Source organism: Sphingomonas lacusdianchii (genome assembly GCF_022664395.1).
Classification (GTDB): domain Bacteria; phylum Pseudomonadota; class Alphaproteobacteria; order Sphingomonadales; family Sphingomonadaceae; genus Sphingomonas; species Sphingomonas lacusdianchii.
The window spans coordinates 41,476-62,267 of record NZ_JAKRET010000014.1; the positions used below are offsets into that span (position 1 = coordinate 41,476).

Annotated in this window: 14 protein-coding genes, 1 pseudogene and 1 riboswitch; of the genes and pseudogenes, 1 reads left to right on the forward strand and 14 read right to left on the reverse strand. The window is 66.4% G+C overall.

Translation table 11 applies throughout. The features are described 5' to 3' along the window. Nucleotides 1-5: 5 nt before the first annotated feature. From MF607_RS17215 to MF607_RS17240, 6 genes are all read right to left on the reverse strand, one after another. Nucleotides 6-3,152 carry a family 43 glycosylhydrolase gene (locus tag MF607_RS17215; protein WP_242121071.1) on the reverse strand — a complete coding sequence of 1,049 codons (3,147 nt, stop codon included), beginning with the start codon at nt 3,150-3,152 and terminating at the stop codon, nt 6-8. Nucleotides 3,153-3,217: 65 nt separating this feature from the next. Continuing rightward, entirely contained in the window at nt 3,218-6,112 is a 2,895-nt protein-coding gene (locus tag MF607_RS17220; protein WP_242121073.1) for a TonB-dependent receptor, read from the reverse strand. Nucleotides 6,113-6,690: 578 nt separating this feature from the next. Next, nucleotides 6,691-8,037, reverse strand: coding sequence for a methyl-accepting chemotaxis protein (locus MF607_RS17225; RefSeq protein WP_242121076.1), 1,347 nt, complete (start codon nt 8,035-8,037; stop codon nt 6,691-6,693). Between the two features lie 221 nt (nt 8,038-8,258). Further along, nucleotides 8,259-9,314, reverse strand: a complete 1,056-nt coding sequence (locus tag MF607_RS17230) for a methionine synthase (RefSeq protein ID WP_242121079.1) — start codon at nt 9,312-9,314, stop codon at nt 8,259-8,261. Between the two features lie 29 nt (nt 9,315-9,343). Further along, complete coding sequence (locus MF607_RS17235) at nt 9,344-10,327, reverse strand: putative oxygenase MesX (protein WP_242121081.1); 984 nt, start codon at nt 10,325-10,327, stop codon at nt 9,344-9,346. A 126-nt stretch (nt 10,328-10,453) separates the two neighbouring features. After that, nucleotides 10,454-10,677: riboswitch (cobalamin riboswitch) on the reverse strand. 84 nt (nt 10,678-10,761) lie between these two features. Next, nucleotides 10,762-11,097, reverse strand: a complete 336-nt coding sequence (locus MF607_RS17240; RefSeq protein WP_242121083.1) for an AprI/Inh family metalloprotease inhibitor — start codon at nt 11,095-11,097, stop codon at nt 10,762-10,764. Between the two features lie 651 nt (nt 11,098-11,748). Here MF607_RS17240 and MF607_RS17245 point away from each other — a divergent pair. Further along, nucleotides 11,749-12,936, forward strand: a pseudogene (locus MF607_RS17245) (serralysin family metalloprotease). A gap of 39 nt (nt 12,937-12,975) precedes the next feature. Here the strand turns inward: MF607_RS17245 and MF607_RS17250 are convergent. The 8 genes from MF607_RS17250 to MF607_RS17285 all read right to left on the reverse strand — a co-directional run bounded on the left by MF607_RS17250 (nt 12,976) and on the right by MF607_RS17285 (nt 20,707). After that, nucleotides 12,976-13,179, reverse strand: coding sequence for a DUF5818 domain-containing protein (locus MF607_RS17250; protein WP_242121085.1), 204 nt, complete (start codon nt 13,177-13,179; stop codon nt 12,976-12,978). An 11-nt stretch (nt 13,180-13,190) separates the two neighbouring features. After that, a complete protein-coding gene (gene rpsU / locus MF607_RS17255; protein ID WP_055997902.1) occupies nt 13,191-13,391 on the reverse strand; it encodes a 30S ribosomal protein S21 in 201 nt (66 codons plus the stop codon). Between the two features lie 88 nt (nt 13,392-13,479). Next, a complete protein-coding gene (locus tag MF607_RS17260) occupies nt 13,480-14,238 on the reverse strand; it encodes an alpha/beta hydrolase family protein (protein ID WP_242121087.1) in 759 nt (252 codons plus the stop codon). After that, a complete protein-coding gene (locus MF607_RS17265) occupies nt 14,235-15,356 on the reverse strand; it encodes a DUF3182 family protein (protein ID WP_242121090.1) in 1,122 nt (373 codons plus the stop codon). The genes MF607_RS17260 and MF607_RS17265 overlap by 4 nt, the downstream gene beginning before the upstream one ends. Before the next feature lie 107 nt (nt 15,357-15,463). Further along, the gene (locus tag MF607_RS17270; RefSeq protein ID WP_242121091.1) at nt 15,464-16,765 is read right to left on the reverse strand and encodes a cation:proton antiporter; all 1,302 of its coding nucleotides are present in this window, start codon (nt 16,763-16,765) and stop codon (nt 15,464-15,466) included. A 119-nt stretch (nt 16,766-16,884) separates the two neighbouring features. Further along, nucleotides 16,885-19,224 (reverse strand): xanthine dehydrogenase family protein molybdopterin-binding subunit, encoded by a 2,340-nt coding sequence (locus MF607_RS17275; RefSeq protein WP_242121093.1) that lies wholly within the window; start codon nt 19,222-19,224, stop codon nt 16,885-16,887. After that, nucleotides 19,221-20,210, reverse strand: coding sequence for an FAD binding domain-containing protein (locus MF607_RS17280; RefSeq protein WP_277925976.1), 990 nt, complete (start codon nt 20,208-20,210; stop codon nt 19,221-19,223). The genes MF607_RS17275 and MF607_RS17280 overlap by 4 nt, the downstream gene beginning before the upstream one ends. Beyond that, the gene (locus tag MF607_RS17285) at nt 20,207-20,707 is read right to left on the reverse strand and encodes a 2Fe-2S iron-sulfur cluster-binding protein (protein WP_242121094.1); all 501 of its coding nucleotides are present in this window, start codon (nt 20,705-20,707) and stop codon (nt 20,207-20,209) included. The genes MF607_RS17280 and MF607_RS17285 overlap by 4 nt, the downstream gene beginning before the upstream one ends. Between the last annotated feature and the right edge of the window lie 85 nt (nt 20,708-20,792).

Sequence of the window (20,792 nt, forward strand, 5' to 3'; positions counted from 1 at the left end):
GTCCGTCACGGCATCACCGTGACGACGGCCCGCACCTGACGATGGGCCGGTGCCACCTCTTCGTCGGCGGTCATGTCGAGGATCGGCCGCCCGTCCGCAGCCCAGTGCAGCCGGCGCACCCGCGTGTCGCGTCCGTTGCCGCCGACACCGTCACCCCAGCTGTGATAGACATAGAGCGCGTTGCCGTCTTCGTCGGTGGTGAAGGCGCCATGCCCCGGCCCCTGTTCATATCGCAGATAATCGGTCACCCCGGCGGGCATCGGCACGCTTTTCTGCAGCGGCAGCGGATATTTGCGCCAGCTGGCAATGTCGGTCAGGTCGGCGTCCTGCGCCGCGCGCACCCCGCCCACGACATAGGTCGGGCTGACCCCGGACCCCGAATAGGTCACATGGACAACGCCATCGCGGACGATGGCATAGGCCCCTTCCGCCAGATTTTCCTCGAACGACAGCGTCGGCGCGATCATTGGCCGAGGTTCGGATGCCAGTCGGTCCGGCCGCATCGGATCGACCTTCGCGATCCAGGTCAACGGATCGCCGGGCGGCTGTTGCGCGAGCAGATAGCGCTGCGACCACAGATAATAGGATTGTCCGCCGGCCGTGAAGAACGACAGGTCGAGGCTGATGTTGCGATCGAATTCGCGCCTGCCGAGCGGCGATCCGTCCGCCTTGCGGATCGCGACCGGTCGCGACCATGCATCGGGATCGGCGGGGTCGCCGCCGTCGCGCAGCTGCATGATATGCGCCTGCACCGTCGACCAGTCGCCACCCTCGTTCGAACGATCGTCCCGCGGATTGAAACAGGGTGCGAACAGGATCGACAGCCGTCCGCCGATCTCGTGCAGTTCGGGCGCCCAGTAGCAGCCGGCGATGGTGCGCCCGTCGGCGGTCCGGTCGCGGCGCTGCCGGCGGTTCAGCAGGTCGATTTCCCGCGCGCGTCCGCCATCGGCGTCGGCCAGCCCCGCGATCGTGTCGGCGATGCGGATCGGCAGGTGCTGCGAACCGACATTGTCGTTGTCGCTATCGTCGGTCGCGACGAACAGATAGCGCACCCGTCCATCGCGTTCGTAGCGATAGATGTTCGGGTCGGCACGGTTATAGGCGAAGATGCGCGGATAGGAACGCTGCCGCACCGTGCCGCGGATCACATGGCTGCCCGTGCGCGCGGTCGCGAGTCGCCGGACGTCCTCCACGTTCCAGTCGATGGCGCGCGACGCGACCGATCCGTCCGAATAGCGCAAGGTCGCGCGGGCGCGCGTCAGGTCGCCGGTCGCACCGGCGGCGATGGTCAGCGGCGAGACGTCGACGCCGGTGTTGACGATCCGGCCATAGCGGTTGCGCAGCGCCGTCGCCATCGCGTCCGATATCATGATCGCGCTCTCGATCGGAATCCCGCCCGATCGCACCGGCGCGACATTGCCCTGCGACACGATCCGCGATCGCAGCGCCCCCCGGCCCGGTTCGAACGGCCCGCCGACCAGTTCGGTGCGCGCGAGATCGGTGACCGTCGTCCAATAGGGGGCGCCGCCGCCGTCCCGCCACGCGACCCGGTATCGCCGGGCCGCCGGGTCCCAGACCGCGCGCGGGGCGGATACCGGCTTGTCGCCATGCAGGTCGATCGTGCCCAGTTCGCGCAACTCGACCGCATCGGCAGTGGCGGCCTTGAACACCAGCGCCACGCCGCGTTCGGCCTTGCCCGCCATATCGACCCGCGTCGCGATGATGCCGAGGCTGCCATCGGCGAAATGAAAGGGCGACGGGTCGGCCACGCCGCGCAGTGCCACCCGGTCGACGCCGACATAGTCGCCGCGCGCGAAGGCCACGCCATAATCGTCGTTGAGCGGGGTCGTCCGCCCGTCCGGACCCAGCGCCAGATGGACGCTGCGCGCGATCACGGGCTGGTTGGCATCGTGCGCATCGGTCGGCGCGCGGGCATAGCTGGTCAGCCGGACCCCGCCGGCGATTGGCGGCGTCACCGGCGCCTTGCCGACCGGTGCGGGTGCCGGCTCGGGCGGCGGGGTCACGCCCCAGCGCGCCACCAGCGCCGCGCGTTCGCGCTTGGTAATGGGCAGGACCGCCCCGTGGCGCGGCGACTTCGGCAGGCGGAACCGGTCGGGATAGGTCCAGCGGATCGGCGGGGTCAGCGAATTGGTGCCCAGGGGAATATAGCCGACGCCACCATAGTGATCGACCCACAGATAATAGCGAAAGCCGCTGATATCGCCGGGATTCGCCCGGAACGCGCTCGGTCCCTCCACTTCGGGCGTACCGGCCCGGCGCCCGATGCAACGGTCGATCAGCGACCATGCGCCGGTGTCTGGCATCGCCCGCAACGTCCGCGATCGTTGCACGAAGATATCGGGCGACGCGCAGCCGGCCGCGTCGGTCCCCTTGGTGAAACGATAATAATAGCCCTGATCGGCGAGCACCGTCGTGTCGATCAGCCCTTTGTCGCGGACCATGCCCGGCACGTCGGCGGCCTTCAGCCATGGCTCGGGCTTGGTGAAACTGCGGAAGTCGGTCGTCGTCGATTTGAGGATGCGCGGCCCCTCGCCATCGCCCTGCGTGCGTGCCGCATCGCCGAACAGCGTCGAGGTCCAGTAGACGACATAGGCGCCGATCGTCGGGTCCCAATGCGCCTCCGGCGCCCAGGTCATGCCCGCATTGGGCAGATTGACGCGGACATGCCGTTGCCGTCCCCAATGGACGAGATCGGTCGATTCCCAGATTTCCAAATACTGGCTGCCGCGATCGGTCGCATGGTCCCAACCGGTACGTCCGACCGACAAATCCGTCGCCAGCAGGAAGAAGCGGTCCCCGCGCGCCGAGCGAAGGATGAACGGATCGCGCAACCCCCGCGTGCCGAACGCGGATTCGAGCACCGGACGACCGGCGTTCAACGCCTGCCAGTGCAGGGCATCATTCCCCTCCGACACGGCGAAGCGGATCTTTTCGCCATCGATGCTGTCGCCGGTGAAATAGACGAACAGATAGGCTTCGTGCGGATCGCGGTGCGGCGCCTTGCTCGCCGCGGGCCGCGCCGATGCTTCACCGGCACGCCGCTGCGCTCCGGTCGAAGGGGTAATCATGCCGACCGCGACCAACCCCAGCCATAAGGCGGCGGTCGTCAATGTGCGGATCGCTGTCGGCATCCTTCCCCCTTCGCGCATTTGTGCATACGGCGTCCCGGCGGTCCCGCCCGACCCCCGATCGACCGTCAGAACCGGTATCGCGCCCCGATGCCGTAATAACGGCCTTCGTCCCGAACGTCGCGAGGATAGTCGCGGCTTTCGCCGTTCACCGCATATTGCGCATAGTTGCGGAACGGCTGCGCCAGGATGTTCGCCGCATCGAAGGTCAGCGTCAACTGCTTGATCGGCGTATAGTTGAAGGAGAAGTCGAGGCGGGTGATGTTTTCGGTACCTTCGCCCGAATAGACGCCATCGACGATCAGGTTGCCGTTCAGGAAGCGCGACCGGCCGTTATAGGACAGACGCGTCGAGATCTTGTCCTTTTCATAGAACAGCGCGGCGTTGTAGCTCCATTTGGACAGGCTGGGGATGGCGACGAACGGGGGAAGTTCGTCGGCGGCGATCAGGTCGACCGGAAAACGCTGGCGCCCGTCGAGATAGGTCGCGTTCGCCTGCACGCCGAAGCCGCTCAGCCAGCCCGGCAGGAAGTCGAGGAACGTCTGTCCGCCGACTTCGACGCCCCGGATCCGTCCGGCCCCGGCGTTGAGCGGGCGATTGACCTCGACCAGCCCGAACACCGGATCGCGGAAGCGCTGGACGTAGTTGTTGAAGAACCCGAACAGGTCCCGATAGAAGAACGCCGCGGTGACCGACGTGTTCTTCGAGAAATAATATTCGACCGTCGCGTCGAAATTCTTCGACGTCAGCGGCGACAGGTTGGGATTGCCGCCACCGCCGAAATAATCGGGGCGACCCTGCAGGCTGGCCGAGAAGCGCGGATCGTTGGCCGGCTCGGTCACCACCGTCGTGCTGCCGTCGGGGTTGGTGATGACGGTTCCCGGGCGCGGCGACTGGTTGGGGGTCACCGAAAATGCCGGGTTGAGCTGCGCGAAATCGGGAACGGTCCGCGTCTTGGTAAAGCCCAGACGGACCTGCAACTTGTCGGTCGGGCGGATGCGCAGGCTGACATTGGGCAGGACGTCGATGAAATTCTGGCGGACCCGGACGTCCTGCGGCGCGGTGATCGGAATGCCGTTCGCGTCGTTCTGGACGACGCCGTCGATCACCAGCGGCAGCGTGCCGCGTCCCCGATATTGCCCGACGGTGTTGACGACGCGTGTGCCGATCAGGCCGTCGAACCGGACCTGGCCGATATCGAATTCATATTTGGCCTGTCCGTAAAAGGCATAGGTCTGTTCCTGCGCGAAGAACGCCTGGAACGGATCGAGCTGTACCTCGGGAGTCGAGAACCGGGTCAGCGCGTCGCGATAGCCGCCATCGTTCGGGTTGGCGGCGACGATCCGGACCAGCGCCTGTCGCGAGAATTCGCGCAGCGCGGCGGCATTGCCCTCGATCCCCTCGCGGCTCGGCATCAGCCAGCTCGTCCAGCCCTGCACGTCGCCCCGGAACGCATTGGGGGTCAGCCCCAGCCCGCCCGCCGGCGTATCGGCAAGGCCGATATTGAGCGTTTCGGTATAGGCGTAGCGATTGCCGCGTTCGAGCGACGCGTTGCGATCGGTCCAGCGCGCCCCGAATTGCAGGCGGGGGAACAGCGACACATCGGTGTCGAGTTCGAGGTCGCCGCGCCACTGCCATCCGTCGCCCTTGGCGATGTACAGGCTTTCGAAATAGCCGCGCCACCGGTAATTGGCGGGATTTTCGCGGTCATAGCCCGGCAGGTCGAACGCGGTGCCGCCATCGACGAAGAAGTTCACGTCGACGCGCGCCGGTCCGCTCTGCGACATGTCGAAGCTGTACTCGCTCGCGTCATATTGGCTGCGGGTATAGGCGAGGTCGGTCGACAGGCGGGCGCGACCGACATTCCACTTCACGCCGCCGGCGGTCTGGTAGGTGTTGGTGTTGTTGTTGACGGTGCTGCGGAACGCCTGTCCGCGCTCGCCGCCGGTCTTGGTCAGCGTCTGGACCTGATCGGGAATGCCGTCGCGCAGCACGACGTCGGAAAGCTGCGCGTTGTTGTTGATCAGCGACGTTTCGTACAGATCGTTCGCCAATCGCCCGCGAAAGCCCTGGAACAGGAAGTCGTAATAGATTTCGAGATTGTCGGCGGGCTTCCACTGGACGGTGGCGTTCACCGCCGGGCGCCAGCGTTTGCCGCTGTCGTTGTACACGCCGACGCGTTCCGGGATGCGGAAGGCGCGGCCCACCGAGGCGGGGCTGACGGTGACGCCGGCGGGCAGTTCGGTCGGTACGAACCCGCTCGCCCAGCGAACGGCGTTGCGATATTGCGCCTGCGCATAGGATGCGTTCACCAGCACGCCGATCTCGCCCAGCGCGGTCTGGCCGCGCGTGCTGAACAGGATGTTGCCCAGCGGGTCGTACTTGCCGCTCTGGTCGTTATAGGTTCCGCGAATGCCCCCGGCGATCGTGACCTTGTCGGTGAAGTCGAACGGCCGATTCGACCGGACGTTGACGAGGCCCGCCAGCCCCGGTTCGAGCAGGTCGGCAGTGCCAGATTTATAGACCTCCAGCCCGGCCAGAACGCCCGCCGGAAAATCCTGAAGCTGCGAACGGCGCAATTCGGCGGTGAAGATGTCGCGGCCGTTGAACGTCGTCGCGACGTTCGGCAGGCCGCGAACCAGCACGCCGGTAACCTCGTCGCTGCCACGCGTTACCTGCACGCCGGTCACGCGCGCCAGCGATTCGGCCGCGGTATTGTCCGGCAATTTTCCGATGTCCTGCGCGACGATGGCGTCGAGGATCGCGTCCGAATTGCGCTTGATCTGCTGCGCCGTGCCAAGGCTTGCCCGGTATCCGGTAACGACGATATCGTCGCCTTGGGTCGACTGGCCGGCAGTTGCGGCAGCATTGGGTCGGCTTTGGCCGCCGGCAACGGCTGCGGGTTCGCTCTGGTCTTGCTCCGCCGGCTGCGGACTGTCGCTGGTCTCGCCAGACTGTGCCACCGCGCTCCCGGCAGCATCGGTTTGCGCATAGGCCGGCATGGCACAAAAAGGGCGACGACTGCCGTCGACGTCCGCAACAGATTGCGAAGCATCCTGAATCCTCCTCCACATGCTCATTCTTCGATGAGCGTTGGGGCGTTATAGTCAGACAATAACGGGTGGTGTCAACAGCATGCCGGCAAAATTCGTATAAGGTAATGGCTAGAAACAATCGCACCGGTGGCCGCGCTGCCTCCTACGCCCGACGATCAAATCGGAAGGCGCGGCGCAACCTGTCGGAGCGATCGACGTCGCTCCCGGGCCGGTACGCGGACGGGCTCCGGAGCGTCGTGCATTGCCTCGAACCGGCCGTTCGTCCGCCATGGCCGATCGACATTCGGTTCGCTGGACGCGGGACGACTGCTCTATCTTTATCGTCACTCCCGCAAAGGCGGGAGTCCCTGTGCGCCAGCGTCGCGGATTCAACCGAACCGTCAGCGATTATGGATTCCCGCCTGCGCGGGAATGACGACAATTCACGATCGCCCCTGAATGTCGATCGGCCCTAGACCGTGCGCGCCGCCTTCGCCAGTCTCGCGTCAAAAGTCCGACCAGTCGGGCTCGACCAGCTTTATCGTCCCGTTGCCGGTGCGCCGGGCGACCGGTACCGCGCGGACCAAGGCAGGACGGGGAATGGCGGGCACTTCCCGCACACCGGGCAGTCCGAGGGTGAAGCGTGCGATCTGGGCCGACAGCGCGTCGGCTTCGTTTGCCAGGCCATGGGCGGCGGCGGTGCTCTGTTCGACCATCGCGGCGTTGCGCTGAGTCACCCCGTCCATTTCGCCGACGGCGGCATTGACCTGCGACAACCCCTGCGACTGTTGTTCCGCCGCGCTCGATATGTCGGAGACGATGACGCTGATCTCACCGATGCGGGCGATGATGCGTTCGAGCGAGCGGCCGGTCTCCGCGACCAGCGCGACGCCGGCATCGACGGTCGCGGTCGAGGCGGTGACGCGCTGTTTCACGTCCTTGGCCGCTTCGGCGGACCGCTGCGCCAGCGCGCGGACTTCGGACGCGACGACTGCGAATCCCCGGCCGGCGTCGCCGGCGCGCGCCGCTTCCACGCCGGCATTGAGCGCCAGCAAATTGGTCTGGAAGGCAATGCCGTCGATGACCGAAATAATGTCCGAAATCTCGGCCGAATGCCCCTCGATCCGCGCCATCGCCTCGACGGCGCGGCACACGATCTCGCCCGATTCGACCGCTTCGCTGCGCGCCATGCTCACGACCCGGTTGGCGCGCTCGGCGCTGTTCGCGGTCTCGCGCATCGTGGCCGTGATCTGCTCCATCGCGGCGGCGGTCTGTTCGAGGCTGGCAGCCTGCTGCTCGGTCCGCTGTGACAGGTCGTCGGAAGCGGTGCTGATCTCGCCGGCACCTTTACGGATATCGCTGGCGGTGCTCGCGACCGATCGCATCGTCGCCAGCAGTGCCGCGACCGCTGCGTTGAAGTCGTTGCGCAGCGTCAGGAACGGCTCCTGCAGGTCGACACCGATATGGACCGTCAGGTCGCCGGCGGCGAGCTTCCCCAACCCCTCGCCCATCACCAACGCCATCTGGCGCTGGGTATCGGCTTCGCGGGCCGCCAGCGCGCTTTGGCGAAACGCCGCCATCGCCTTGGTGATACGGCCTACACAGTCGCGATTGGTGGTATAGGCGACCGGGCTGTCGAGATCGCCGGCGGCAAGCCCCTCCATCCGCACAACCGTCTGCACATAGGGGGTACAGATCAACCGCGACGCGCCAAAGGTCACGCCGACGATCGCCGCGACTCCAGCCAATGCGCCGCCGACGACCATGGCCGGCGCCAGCGGGGCGCCCGCTGCCGATCCGATCGCCAGCGCGGCGATTCCGCCCGACAGGATCAGGTAGAGGACTGCCAGCACCCGGAATTTGACCCGGATGGGAGCGTTCTACGAAAACCATGCGATCATAGGTCGTTATCCCCCGATTGGACACTGATCCGACAGGGCGATGCTATGGCGCATCGATTAAATATGGGTGTAACGGCCGATGGCCACGATCCGGGGTATCTTGCGGAATTCGCGTCACCTTTCGCACCGGTATTGCGCAGAATACGGAATTCGTCGCCACATACCGTCCGCTTTCAAACGCAAGCCGTCACGGGCGGGCTATGCGCGAGGATTTCGCCACGAACGATGTCCGCGCCGGCGACCAGCGCCCGCAGCTTGCCCTGCGCGACATCGCGCGACAGCGGGGCCATGCCGCAATTCGTCGCCGGCAGCAGCTTGTCGGCATCGACGAAGCGAAGCGCATTGCGCAACGTGGCGGCGACCTGTTCGGGTGTCTCGATCGCATCGGTCGCGACGTCGATCGCGCCGACCATGACCTTCTTGCCGCGGATCAGTTCGATCAGGTCCATCGGCACCCGCGCATTCTGGCATTCGAGCGAGATGATATCGATCGTCGATTTGCGGAGGTTGGGGAAGGTTTGCTCATATTGGCGCCATTCGGAACCCAGCGTCGTCTTCCAGTCGGTATTGGCCTTGATGCCATAGCCATAGCAGATGTGGACGGCGGTTTCGGCGGTCAGCCCTTCGGCCGCACGCTCCAGCGCCGCGATGCCCCGGTCATTGGCCTCGTCGAAGAAGACGTTGAACGCGGGTTCGTCGAACTGGATGATGTCGACCCCCGCCGCCGCCAGTTCGCGGGCTTCCTCGTTGAGGATGCAGGCGAACTCCCATGCCAGCTTCTCGCGGCTGCGGTAATGCGCGTCGTACAGGGTGTCGATCATCGTCATCGGCCCCGGCAGCGTCCATTTGATCCGCCGATCGGTCTGCGCGCGCAGGAACCGCGCATCCTCGACAAAGACCGATGTCGGTCGCGACACGGCCCCGACGACGGTCGGCACGCTAGCGTCGTAGCGGTTGCGGATGCGCACCGTCTCCCGCTTCGTGAAGTCGACACCGTCCAGATGCTCGATGAAGGTCGTGACGAAGTGCTGGCGCGTCTGCTCCCCGTCTCCGACGATATCGATCCCGGCCCGACGTTGATCGTCGACCGCGAGGCGCACCGCGTCGCGCTTGCCCGCGACCAGCTCGTCGCCGTCCAGCTTCCATGGCGACCACAAGGTGTTGGGCGCGGCCAGCCATAGAGGCTTGGGCAGGCTGCCCGCGGTCGTTGTCGGCAGCAATGTCGTCATGCTGAAAATACCTTTGCGATAAGGGAGGATCAAAGACCGCAGGTCGCACACCAGCGACGAAGGGCGGCGCCGTACGGCTTGATGAGATGCTCTTCGACGAACCTGCCCTGCTCGACGGCAAGACGGCTGCGCTCCTCGCGATCGTAGACGATGCGGGTCAGCGAATAATCCTGATAGGTCAGGCTCGGCCGATACTGCTCGGCCGCGACGGAATTGGCATTGTAGATTTCCGGACGGTAGATTTTCTGGAACGTCTCCATCGTCGCGACCGAGCTGGCAAGTTCTAGGTTGGTATAGTCGCCGACCAGATCGCCGATATGATAGAAAGCGAGCGGCGCGACGCCGTGCGGCGGCATGAAATAGCGCACCTTCAGCCCCATCTTCGCGAAATACCGGTCGGTCGGCGAGACGTCGTCGTTGCGATACTCGACCCCGAGGATCGGATGGACATTGGCGGTCCGGCGATAGGCCGCCCTGCTCGATACGCTCAGACAGATGACCGGGGGTTTGCGGAAATTGTCGCGATAGGCGCTCGAGCCGAGGAAATGCTTGAAGAGATTGCCGTGGAGATCGCCAAAGCCCGCCGGCGCGCCATCGCCTCCGGCGTTGACGTGACCGGGCAGGACGACGCTGAAGTCGTAATCGCGGACATAGGAGGAGAAATTATTGCCGACCATGCCGTCGCTCACCGTGCCGCTGACCCGGTCGGTGACGGTCGTGTGCAGGATCTCGATCAGCGGAAAGGCTTCGTCCCGTGCGCCCTCCCCCAGCGTCAGCGCGGCCGACACGATCTGCAACGCCAGCGTGTAGCGATCGCCGGTCGGATTGTCCCAGTGCATCAGCGCGTTGAAACGACGGTCGATCATTACCAGCGTATTGCGCAGATTTTCGCGGCGACGCTCCCCCCGCGCCAGATTGGCGAAGTTCGTGGTGACGCGGGTGCCGTCGGCCGGACGATATTCCTCGTCGAAGGGCACGCTGCTGATCGTGAATGTGAACCCGCTATTCGTCATGACTCACCCAGGCTTTGCGGGCGGAAGGTCAGGCGAAAGCGCGCAAGGGACGGACGGCGCCGGAAGGCATCGAGCCACGGACCGTCGCATCAAGCGCGATCCACCGGAGGAACCCCCGTCCGAGGAACGTTATGGCGTCGAAAGGCAGGTCTCCTGGCTTACGGGTCAACGCGGTGGCTCCGGCCTTCCCAGCTGCCTTGCGGGCACCCAGTGACACGAAATGGAGCCGCCGCTCGCCGCTTACAGTTGCGGGGGCAGCGCCGGACTCTGCCCTGACGGACATCACCGGCTTCCCGTCTTAGCCCCATCGCCATGCCTGGGATGGGGAACCTCGACGGGGGCGTTGAACACCATCCGGGCAGAGCTGTCAATGCTGATATAAAGATATCTTTATATCTCGGTTCAGGCTGGGCCCATGCTTGGAGGCGACGACCTCAGCCCCGCCGCAGCCGCGCCGGTCCGTTCGGCAGCGTCGCGGTCCATCCATCGGCACCGGTCGCGAACAGCGCCACGGTACGACGATAGGCCGACGCCAGCGCGATCCCGTCGGGCACGGGCCGCCATCCGACCACCCCGGGCACCAGTCCGGCCAGACAGCCGGACGCGTCGTCTATCGCCCACGCATTGGCGGAATCGATCCGCCTGTTGGTGAAGACGACCGCGCATTCCCCTTTAGCGGTCGCGATCGACCAGCGTCCGGCGAGGGTTTCGGGCTCTTCCAGCCTCAAGCTGCCGCTCGATTGCGCCGGTTCGTCGTGCGTTTTGGCCATTTGAATGTCTTCCTTCGTACCAAGCGTTGCGCAGCCAGCTGTATTGATAAAGAATACTAACGGGGCCGTGACGACAGTCATTCCCCGAAGGTACCGAAATACGCGTCCGATCCATGCGATCGGGGGGCGATTGCGTGGAGAATATCTGTGGCAGTAGCGCATCCCACAACTCCCTTATTCGAAAAGCTTTCCGACCAATATTTCGACGGTCCGACAGGCCCCGATGCGACATCGATATTGCATCGGCTGATGAACGATGGCAACGCCGCGAATGTCGGCGTCGACTTGCCCGCTATTATGGCGGCGCCGACCCTGTCGGCGGTACTGCCGATGCCCGCCACCGGTGCCTCGTTCGGCTTCGGTTGGGACGTATGGCAGTCGCACGCGTCGTCGCAGACTGCGGCAGCGGCCGAGGGTTGCCAGTGCTGGGGCTGCATGAATGGCGGCACGCCCGATCAGGGGACGGGTTCGGGGCCGCAGGCGGCGCTGAATGGCGAACAGCGCGGCGAGTCCGGTCCGAACGGCAAGCAGTCGCTGACGATCAGCGAAGCCGCCGCGCAGATCGGCCGCGCCAACCAGACGTGGAACGGATCGACGCTGGGACAGGCGGCGGAAGTCACCTATGCCTTCCGCGCCAGCGCGCCGACGTCGATGCCCAACGGCACGTCGGGCTTTTCGCGCTTCAACGACGCGCAGATCGAACAGGCGCAGATCGCGTTCCAGGCATGGGCCGATGTCGCACGCGTCACCTTTCGCCGGGTCGACAGCGGCAATGGCTACAGCAACAATGCGCAGATGCTGCTCGCCAATTATTCGAGCGGCGCTTCGGGGGCGGCGGCCTTCGCTTATTATCCCGGCAGCGGCGTCGGCGGCGACAGCTGGTACAATAGCACGCTCAGCTACAATCGTGCGCCCGACAATCTCAACTATGGCGGGCAGGTGCTGATCCACGAGATCGGCCATGCGCTGGGACTGGGCCACCCAGGCGATTACAACGCCGGCAACGGATCGCCGACCTATGCCAACAGCGCCTCCTATTACGAGGATACCCGGCAATATTCGGTGATGAGCTATTGGTCCGAAACCAATACCGGCGGCGACAATGGCGGCTATTATGCCGCGGCACCGCTGCTCGACGATATCGCCGCGATCCAGCGGCTCTACGGTGCCAACAACGCGACGCGCACCGGGGACACCGTCTATGGCTTCAATTCCAATACCGGCCGTGACTATTACACGGCGGCATCGGGCAGCTCGGCGCTGATCTTTGCCGCATGGGATGCCGGCGGCAACGACACGTTCGACTTTTCGGGCTATAGCAGCGCGTAGGTCATCGACCTGAACGACGGCAATTTCTCCGACGTCGGCGGGCTGAAGGGCAATGTCGCCATCGCGCAGGGTGCGACGATCGAGAATGCGCGCGGCGGATCGGGCGCCGACCGCATCATCGGCAACGAGGTCGCCAACCAGCTGTTCGGCAATGCCGGCAACGATGTGCTGATCGGCGGTGGTGGTGCCGATGTGCTGACCGGGGGCAGCGGGGCGGATGTGTTCGTCTTCACCGCGATCGGCGATTCGACGTCGAACGTCCGCGACCGGATCACCGACTTCGCCACCGGTGTGGACAAGGTCGACCTGTCGGCGATCGATGCCGATCTGTCGGTGTCGGGCGATCAGGCGTTCACGCAGGTCTCGCAGTTCACCGGCCGCGCGGGACAGGCAGTGATCAGCAACAGCAACGGCACGGCGTTGCTGTCCCTCGACCAGAATGGCGACGGTGTTGCCGACTTCGTGCTGTCGGTGACGGGGACGCTGGCGGGCAGCGACCTGTATTGGTGAGCGACCACCGGGGCCGGCATCGCGCCGGCCCCGGCAAGGTCACGCGAGCGTGACGCTGTCGGCGTTGACCAGATCGGCGCCGACCAGCGTGCCGACCAGTCGGACGCGCTTTTCGACCTCATCGACCGGCGTGCGATGCAGTTCGAGCTGATACCGCCCGCCCAGATCGCGCCGCAGGTAAAAGGCACCGCCTTCGCGAATCAGCGTTCCGCTTTCGTCGATCCGGGTGCCGATCGTCGGCATCGCCGCCCGGCTCAGCGGTCGCGTTCGGCGCGCTTGCGGTCGGCCTTGCGGGCGCGGCTGATCGCGGCGGCGCGTTCGCGGGCGCGCTTTTCCGACGGCTTCTCGTAATGGCGGCGCAGCTTCATTTCGCGATACACGCCTTCGCGCTGAAGCTTCTTCTTGAGCGCGCGCAGCGCCTGATCGACATTGTTATCGCGAACGATGATCTGCATGATGTACGACGTCCCAGGTTGATTCGATTCGACAGGATTCGGCCGGCCTATCCGGCACCGCCTATTACGATTGCCTTGCATTTGGCAATCATCGATCGGTCCTGCGGCTCGCACGGACCATTTCATCGATCCAGTGCAGCAATAATGTCGTATAGGTCCGCTGGTGCCGCGGGTCGCGCATCGCATGGCTTGCGCCGTGCAGGATGCGGTGGCTGAGCGAGTTGGCGTTGCGGAAGGCCGACTGGTAGGACAGCATCGCTTCGCGCGGGATCTGTTCGTCCTTTTCGGATTCGACGATCAGCACGTCGCCGCGAAACCCGGCACAGGCGGCGAGCGCCCGATCGTGCCGCTCGTCCTGCGGTTGCTGGCGATAGGCACGCACCACCTCCTTGTCGAGCAGCGCCTTGGGCGTATCCCAATGCTCGTCGGGGTAGAGGGCGGGCACGCGCAGCGCCATCCAGCGGATCGGCCGTTCGGCGGTCAGCAGCGCCGACAGATAGCCACCATAGCTGGTCCCGATCACGCCGATCGCCTTCGCGTCGATCAGCGGATGCGCCGCCAGATAGTCGTAGGCGGCAACGACATCGTCGAGGCTGTTCTGCCGCGTCACCTCGTTCCGGTCGGCGTCGCTGCCGGCATGGCCGCGCAGGTCGAAGGTGAAGCAGACGCAGCCGAGCCGCGCCAGCTCTTCCGCCTGCCCGAAATCCTCGGCCTGGTCACCGCCCCAGCCATGGACGAACAGGAACCCCGGCACCGGCGCCTCGGGTTCGATCAACGTACCGGTCAGCTTCTGCCCATCGACGCTAAGCGTCACGCGCCCTTCGTCGAGTGTCGTCGGATCGCTCACGCCAGCCTCACCGCATATTTGGTCATCGCCCCCACCTTAGGATCGACGCCGCGGTAATAGAGCGTCGCGCCGGTCGGCGGATCGATCTCGCCATAGACCTCGACGGTCGAGCAGCGCACGGCATGGGTATCGGGTTCGTCGCGCAGCGCCTCGAACGCGGCAATCTCCGCGCCGCTCGCCCCGCCGACGCGCCATGATTGTTCGAGCACGCCGATCCGCCGATCGCCCGCCGCATCGGTCCCCTCGATCACGTCGTAATTGCGCCGGGTCAGCAGCAGATCGGGATAGGCGAGCCGCGCCGCACGGTCGAACGTCCCCGCGCACGCCACCGCGCGCGCGATCGCCGGCGGCAGCGGCTCGGCGGCAAGCGCGTCGATCCCGCCGCGCACGACATACAGGTCCGACCCGCCATAGACGTCGCGGCCCAGATGATCGCGGGTCAGATTCTGGCTGCCCCAATAGCTGATCGTTCGGCCGCTTAACTCAATTATGCCTACGCTATAGGTGACGACGTCGGTAAGATTTTCCTCCAGCACGATACCGTGGCGGGCGAGCGTCGCGTCGTCCTCGCGCGACAGGGCATAGGCGAGCGCGGCGGCGTCATGGACGACGATCTGGCCCAGCCCGGCCTTGGCACAGACGTCCTTGATCCGCACCGGTCCGCGCGCCAGCAACCGCTGCCCGGCCGCCAGCGCATCCTCGCGGTTGAACGCGGTATAGCCGGTCAGCGCGGCATCGCCCATCAACCCGGCCATCGCCGGCGACCATGAAGGCGGACATTGCGCATCGGCATGGAGCAGGCCGTGGGTAATCGCCTTGGTCGCGACGAAGGCGGCCGGGACGACGCCGCCCAAAATCTGGTCGGCGTGGCGAATCCCCGCCGCCGCCGCCGCCGGCACCTCGATCGCGTCGCCCGGCACGTGCAGCGTCGCGCCCTCGACCGGATCGCCCACCGCGATGTCGAGCAGCGCGGCGATCCGGGTCAGCAGCATCGCACGCGACGCATGGTCGTGGACGTTGCCGGTCGCCAGATCGGCGTGCGTCAGTGCCGCGACGACCCGCACCGTCGGGATCGGCGGGATCGTCATGGTCGGGTCGACAGCGTTAGCGTGGAGCATGCCGGTTCGCCTGCATCAGAGGAATGTCGCGCCAACGCGCCATGATGCCGACCGGTTCAGCGCTCCCCGCAACTTCGGAAGCCGTAACGACCTGGAGGCGCCGCCCGTCAGACCGGCGACGGTCGCGCGGCGCCTTCCGTCGCTTCCTCCTCGTTCAGTTGGCCCAGCGCGCCTGCCGCCCGCGCCTTGCGGCCATAGACGATCTCGAACAGCGGAGAGGCCATCAGCGTCGTCACGATCGCCATGACGACCAGCATCGAGAACAGCGCCGGGCCGATAATGCCCTTTTGCAGGCCGATGTTGATGATGATGAGTTCCATCAGCCCACGCGCGTTCATCAGCGTGCCGACCGCCATCGCCGTCGCATTGTCCTGTCCGGTCGCGCGCGCCGCCGCCCAGCACGCCACGCCCTTCGCCGCGACCGATCCGATCAGGATCACGGACGCGACCGCGATCAGGTCGACGCTGTTGACCATGGTCAGTTGGGTGTTCAGCCCCGAATAGGCGAAGAACATCGGCACCAGCAAAGCTGTCGTGAACGGTTCGACCTGCTTGCGCACCTCGCGCGTCAGCACCCCGCGCGGCATGACGCAGCCGAGCAGGAAGCCGCCGAACACCGAATGCATCCCCGCCGCGTCCATCGCCCAAGCGCTGAGGCCGAACAGCATCACGACGACCGCCAGCATCGGCTGCGTCACCCGCCCCTCGCGATCGGCCCAGCGGGTCAGCGGCGCGAGCACCCTTGGCCCCAGCAGGATCATGAACGCCGCGAACGCGCCGCCGCCGACGATCGCCCTGACCGCGACCTCGCTGCCGCCGCCGAAGCTGGCCAGCACGATCGCCAGCACGACCCATGCCCCGGCATCGTCGATCGCGCCCGCCGACAACGACAGCGAGCCGAGCGGCGTGCCGGTCAGCCCGCGCTCATGGATGATGCGCGCCAGCATCGGAAAGGCGGTGATCGAAATGCACGCGCCCATGAACAGCGTTACCTGCAGGCTGGTAATCCCCTTACCGAACAGGTCCATCCCCAGCAGCCACGGGGTGAGCGCCAGCGCGACGAGGAACGGCGCCGCCATACCCGACAGCGACACCGCGACCGCGCTCTTCGCGTTCAGCCGGAAATGGTCGGTGCGAAACCCCAGCCCGACGAGGAACATGTACAGCCCGACGCCCAGCTGCGCGCAGACATAGAGGATCGGCTTGGCATCCTTGGGAAAGATCGCCGCCTGCAGCTCGGGCGCGAACAGCCCGAGCAGCGACGGGCCGAGCAGGACCCCGGCGATCATCTCGCCCACCACCTGCGGCTGATCGAGAAAGCGTTTCCCGAACCATCCCGTCACGCGGCACGCGCCGACGATGACGAAGATCTGCAGGAAGAACGCCACGCTCAATTCCGGTAACGCCATCGGCCCCTCCCGCCCATTTCGTTCTGTCGGGCATGCATTGCCGGACTCGCGCGCGGTAGCAAGCGGGTTTCGGCGACCGGCCGGCATACGTCCTTAAAATCGCTCCAGTTTCTCGCTCGCTACAACAGCTTGTCGAGCGTGATCGGCAGGTCGCGGATGCGGCGGCCGGTCGCGTTGTGGACCGCATTGGCCACCGCCGCGGCGACGCCGGTAATGCCGATCTCGCCGATGCCGTGCGCGCCCATCGGCGTGTGCGGGTCGGGAATGTCGGTCCAGATCACGTCGATCTCGGGCACGTCCAGATGCACCGGCACATGATATTCGGCGAGGCTGGGGTTCATGATCCGGCCGCTGCGTTCGTCGAACTGCGTCTCCTCCATCAACGCCATGCCGAGACCCATGACGATGCCGCCGCGAAACTGGCTGGCGGCGGTGCGCGGGTTGAGGATGCGCCCGCAGTCGAACGACCCGAGGAAGCGGCGCACCCGCACTTCGCCGGTCACGTCATTGACCCCGACTTCGCAGAACAGCGCGCTGTGCGAATGCATCGACCAGTGCATGAATTCGAGCGGCGGCGACCCCGCCTCGGTCACTTCGATGCTGTCGCGCCCGGCGCGCTTGAGGATCGAGGCATAGCTTTCGCGCTGGGCCGGATCGTCGAGACTGGCGAGGCCGCCGCTATCGCTGCCGACCTCCTTCGCCGACAGCCCGGCAAGCGGCGAGTCGTTGCCCGCCAGTTTCAGCAGCTTCGCGGTCAGCGCATTGTGCGCGGCGATCACCGCCGCGCCGATCGCGGCGGTCTGTTGCGATCCCCCGGCCATGATCGCGCCGGGAATGGCGCTGTCGCCATAGCCGACCTCGACCCGGTCGAGCGGCAGGCCGAGGCGTTCGGCGGCGACGATCGCGGTCGTCGTGCCGGTGCCCATGCCCATCTCCGCCGCCGCGACCTCGACAGAAGCGCGCACCGCGTCGCCGTCGCGCGTCAGCGTCAGCCGCGCCTTGGCCCCCGGCATCCGGTAATAGGGATAGGTGCCGGTCGCACAGCCCATGCCGATCCGCCATTCGCCCTCGCGGCGGGTCGCGGTCTCCGGCCGGTCGCGCCATCCGAAGCGTTCCGCCCCCTGCCGCCACGCGGTGACGATATGGCGCGAGGAAAAGGGCAGGCCCGAGGTCGGGTCCTTGTCCGGCTCGTTCCGGATGCGCAGCTCGACCGGATCGATGTTCAGCTCGCCCGCCAGTTCGTCGATCGCCGATTCGAGCGCGAAGGTGCCGACTGCTTCGCCCGGCGCGCGCATGAAGGTGTTGGCGAGCGTCTGCATCCGCGCCACGTCGACATTCAGCGCGATGTTGGGCACGGCATAGGCCGACCTCGTGCCGAGGATGAACGGTTCGGGCATGGCATTGTGCGGGGTCATCACCGACAGGCCGGTATGGATCAGCGCGGTGAAGCGCCCGTCGGCCGCCGCGCCGATCGCCACGCGCTGTTCGGTCAGCGTGCGTCCGCCGACCACCCGGTACACGCCCTCGCGCGACAGGGCGATGCGCACCGGTCGCCCGGCCAGCTTCGCGGCGGCGGCAGCGATCACCTGATGTTCCCACAGCCCCTTCGACCCGAAGCCGCCACCGACATAGGGGGAGGTCAGCCGGACCTTGTCGGCCTTCAGCCCGAACACCTCGGCCATGGTCTGCGCCTGTTGCGCGACCATCTGGCTGGCGTCGTGGATCACCAGCACGCCGTCGATCCATGCCAGCGTCGCGGCGTGCGGCTCGATCGGGTTATGGTTGTGGCGCGGCGTCGTATAGCGGCGGTCGACCTTGTGCGGGGCGGCAGCCAGCGCCGCCTCGGCATCGCCGATTTCGTTGCGCAGCGGCTGTCCCATGAACAGGCCCTGTTCGACCCCCTTGGCCTTTGCCGCCGCCAGCGCCGTCACCGCCGGCAGTTCGGCATAGGTGAAGCGCAGCAGCGACGCGGCATGGTCGGCCTGTTCCTGCGTCTCGGCGAGCACGCAGGCGATCGGCTGTCCGTTCCAATGGACCTTATCGTCCTGCAGGATCGGCACCGTGTCCGGCCCGACCGCGCTGCCCGACGTGCCGAACATCGCCGGCGTCTTCATCCGCGGCGCGTTGCGATGGGTCATCACCAGCACCACGCCCGGCGCCGCCTCCGCCGCCGCGCTGTCGATCGCGGTGACCCGCCCGCGCGCGATCGTGGCATAGGCGAGCGCGGCATAGGCCATGTTCTCGAACCGATATTCGGCGGAAAAGGCCGCTCCGCCGCTGACCTTCAGCGGTCCGTCGAGCCGCGACACCGGCGTCCCGATCAGCCCGTGCTTGCGCGCGATCAGCGGGTCGGGGACCCCGCCCGGGATCCAGCTATCGGGGGCCAGCGGCACCAGTTTCTGGAGCGCGCCCATCACCAGCCCCTGTGCGGTCTGTTTGGCGCTGTCGATGATGCTCATGCCGCTGCTCCCGTCGTCAGTTCGCCCAGCACCGCCGCCAGCGTGCGCTGCGCCAGCAGCGGCTTGAATCCGTTGTCGCGCAGCGGCTGCGCATCGGCGAACTCGGCCGCCGCCGCCGCGCGGAACAGCGCGTCGTCCGGCACCTGTCCCTTGAGCGCCGCCTCCGCCTTCACCGCGCGCCATGGCTTGTGCGCCACCCCGCCGAACGCGATGCGGACATCGGCGATGCGCCCCTCCTCGATCGACAGCGCCGCGGCGACCGAGATCAGGGCAAAGGCATAGCTCGCCCGGTCACGCACCTTGCGATAAGTCGAATGCGCCGCAAGCGGGTTGGCCGGCAGCTCGACCGCGACGATCAGCTCGCCCGGCGCCAATATCGTGTCGAGATCGGGGCGGTCGCCGGGCAGGCGGTGAAACGCATCGAACGCGATCGCGCGCGCACCGGCCGGCCCTTCGACCTGCACCACCGCATCGAGCGCGGCGAGCGCAACGCACATGTCGGAAGGATGCGTCGCGACGCATGCGTCCGATGCGCCGAGCACTGCATGGATGCGGTTGAACCCGCCGCGCGCGTCGCAGCCCGATCCGACCACCCGCTTGTTGCAGCGCGATCCGTCGGTGTCGTAGAAATAGGTGCAGCGCGTCCGTTGCAGCAAATTGCCGCCGACCGTCGCCATATTGCGGATCTGCGCCGACGCGCCCGCGAGGATCGCACGGGCGAGCACCGGATAGCGGCTGCGCACCGCCGCATGTTCGGCGAGCGCGGTGTTGCGCACGCCCGCGCCGATGCGCAGGCCGCCGTCCGGTGTTTCCTCGATCCGGTCGGACAGGCCGCTCACATCGATCAGCCGCGCCGGCCGCGCCACCGTCTCGCGCATCAGGTCGACCAGATTGGTGCCGCCGCCCAGAAACGCGGTCCCCTCGATCGCGCCCATGCGCAGTGCATCCGCGACGTCGCCCGCGCGGGCATAGTCGAACGGGGTCATGCCGCAGCTTCCACGCTTAGGCGGATCGCATCGATGATCCCGTTATGCGCACCGCAACGGCACAGATTGCCGCTCATCCGTTCCTGCACCTCGGCGCGGTCGAGGGTGACGGCGGCGGTCAGGTCGGACGTGACGTTGCTCGGCAGCCCACGTTTCGCCTCCATCATCATCCCCAGCGCCGAACAGATCTGGCCCGGCGTGCAATATCCGCACTGGAATCCGTCATGGTCGATGAACGCCTGTTGCAGCGGATGAAGCGCGCCTGCCTGCCCCACCCCCTCGATCGTAGTGATCGACCGCCCGTCATATTGCACGGCGAGCGCCAGGCACGACAGGATGCGCTCGCCATCGGCCAGCACGGTGCACGCGCCGCACGCCCCCTGGTTGCAGCCCTTCTTGGTACCGGTCAGATGCAGCGTCTCGCGCAGATGGTCGAGCAGCGACACGCGCGGATCGGCGGGCGGCGCGACCGCCACCCCGTTGATGATGAGCGACACGCCTGATCTCCGTCCGATGGCTGGATCGCATCAGGCTATCACAGCGCGAATAATTGAAAAGCCGGCATTTTCGGTCCCCATGGCA

Bases quoted from the DNA above. Each gene is read 5' to 3' on its own strand.
- MF607_RS17280 (WP_277925976.1), bottom strand. From the start codon at position 20,210: ATGACCCCGTTCGACTATGCCCGCGCGGGCGACGTCGCGGATGCACTG.
- MF607_RS17215 (WP_242121071.1), bottom strand. From the start codon at position 3,152: ATGCCGACAGCGATCCGCACATTGACGACCGCCGCCTTATGGCTGGGG.
- MF607_RS17240 (WP_242121083.1), bottom strand. From the start codon at position 11,097: ATGGCCAAAACGCACGACGAACCGGCGCAATCGAGCGGCAGCTTGAGG.
- rpsU (WP_055997902.1), bottom strand. From the start codon at position 13,391: ATGCAGATCATCGTTCGCGATAACAATGTCGATCAGGCGCTGCGCGCG.
- MF607_RS17230 (WP_242121079.1), bottom strand. From the start codon at position 9,314: ATGACGACATTGCTGCCGACAACGACCGCGGGCAGCCTGCCCAAGCCT.
- MF607_RS17275 (WP_242121093.1), bottom strand. From the start codon at position 19,224: ATGAGCATCATCGACAGCGCCAAACAGACCGCACAGGGGCTGGTGATG.
- MF607_RS17265 (WP_242121090.1), bottom strand. From the start codon at position 15,356: ATGCTCCACGCTAACGCTGTCGACCCGACCATGACGATCCCGCCGATC.
- MF607_RS17235 (WP_242121081.1), bottom strand. From the start codon at position 10,327: ATGACGAATAGCGGGTTCACATTCACGATCAGCAGCGTGCCCTTCGAC.
- MF607_RS17270 (WP_242121091.1), bottom strand. From the start codon at position 16,765: ATGGCGTTACCGGAATTGAGCGTGGCGTTCTTCCTGCAGATCTTCGTC.
- MF607_RS17250 (WP_242121085.1), bottom strand. From the start codon at position 13,179: ATGCCGACGATCGGCACCCGGATCGACGAAAGCGGAACGCTGATTCGC.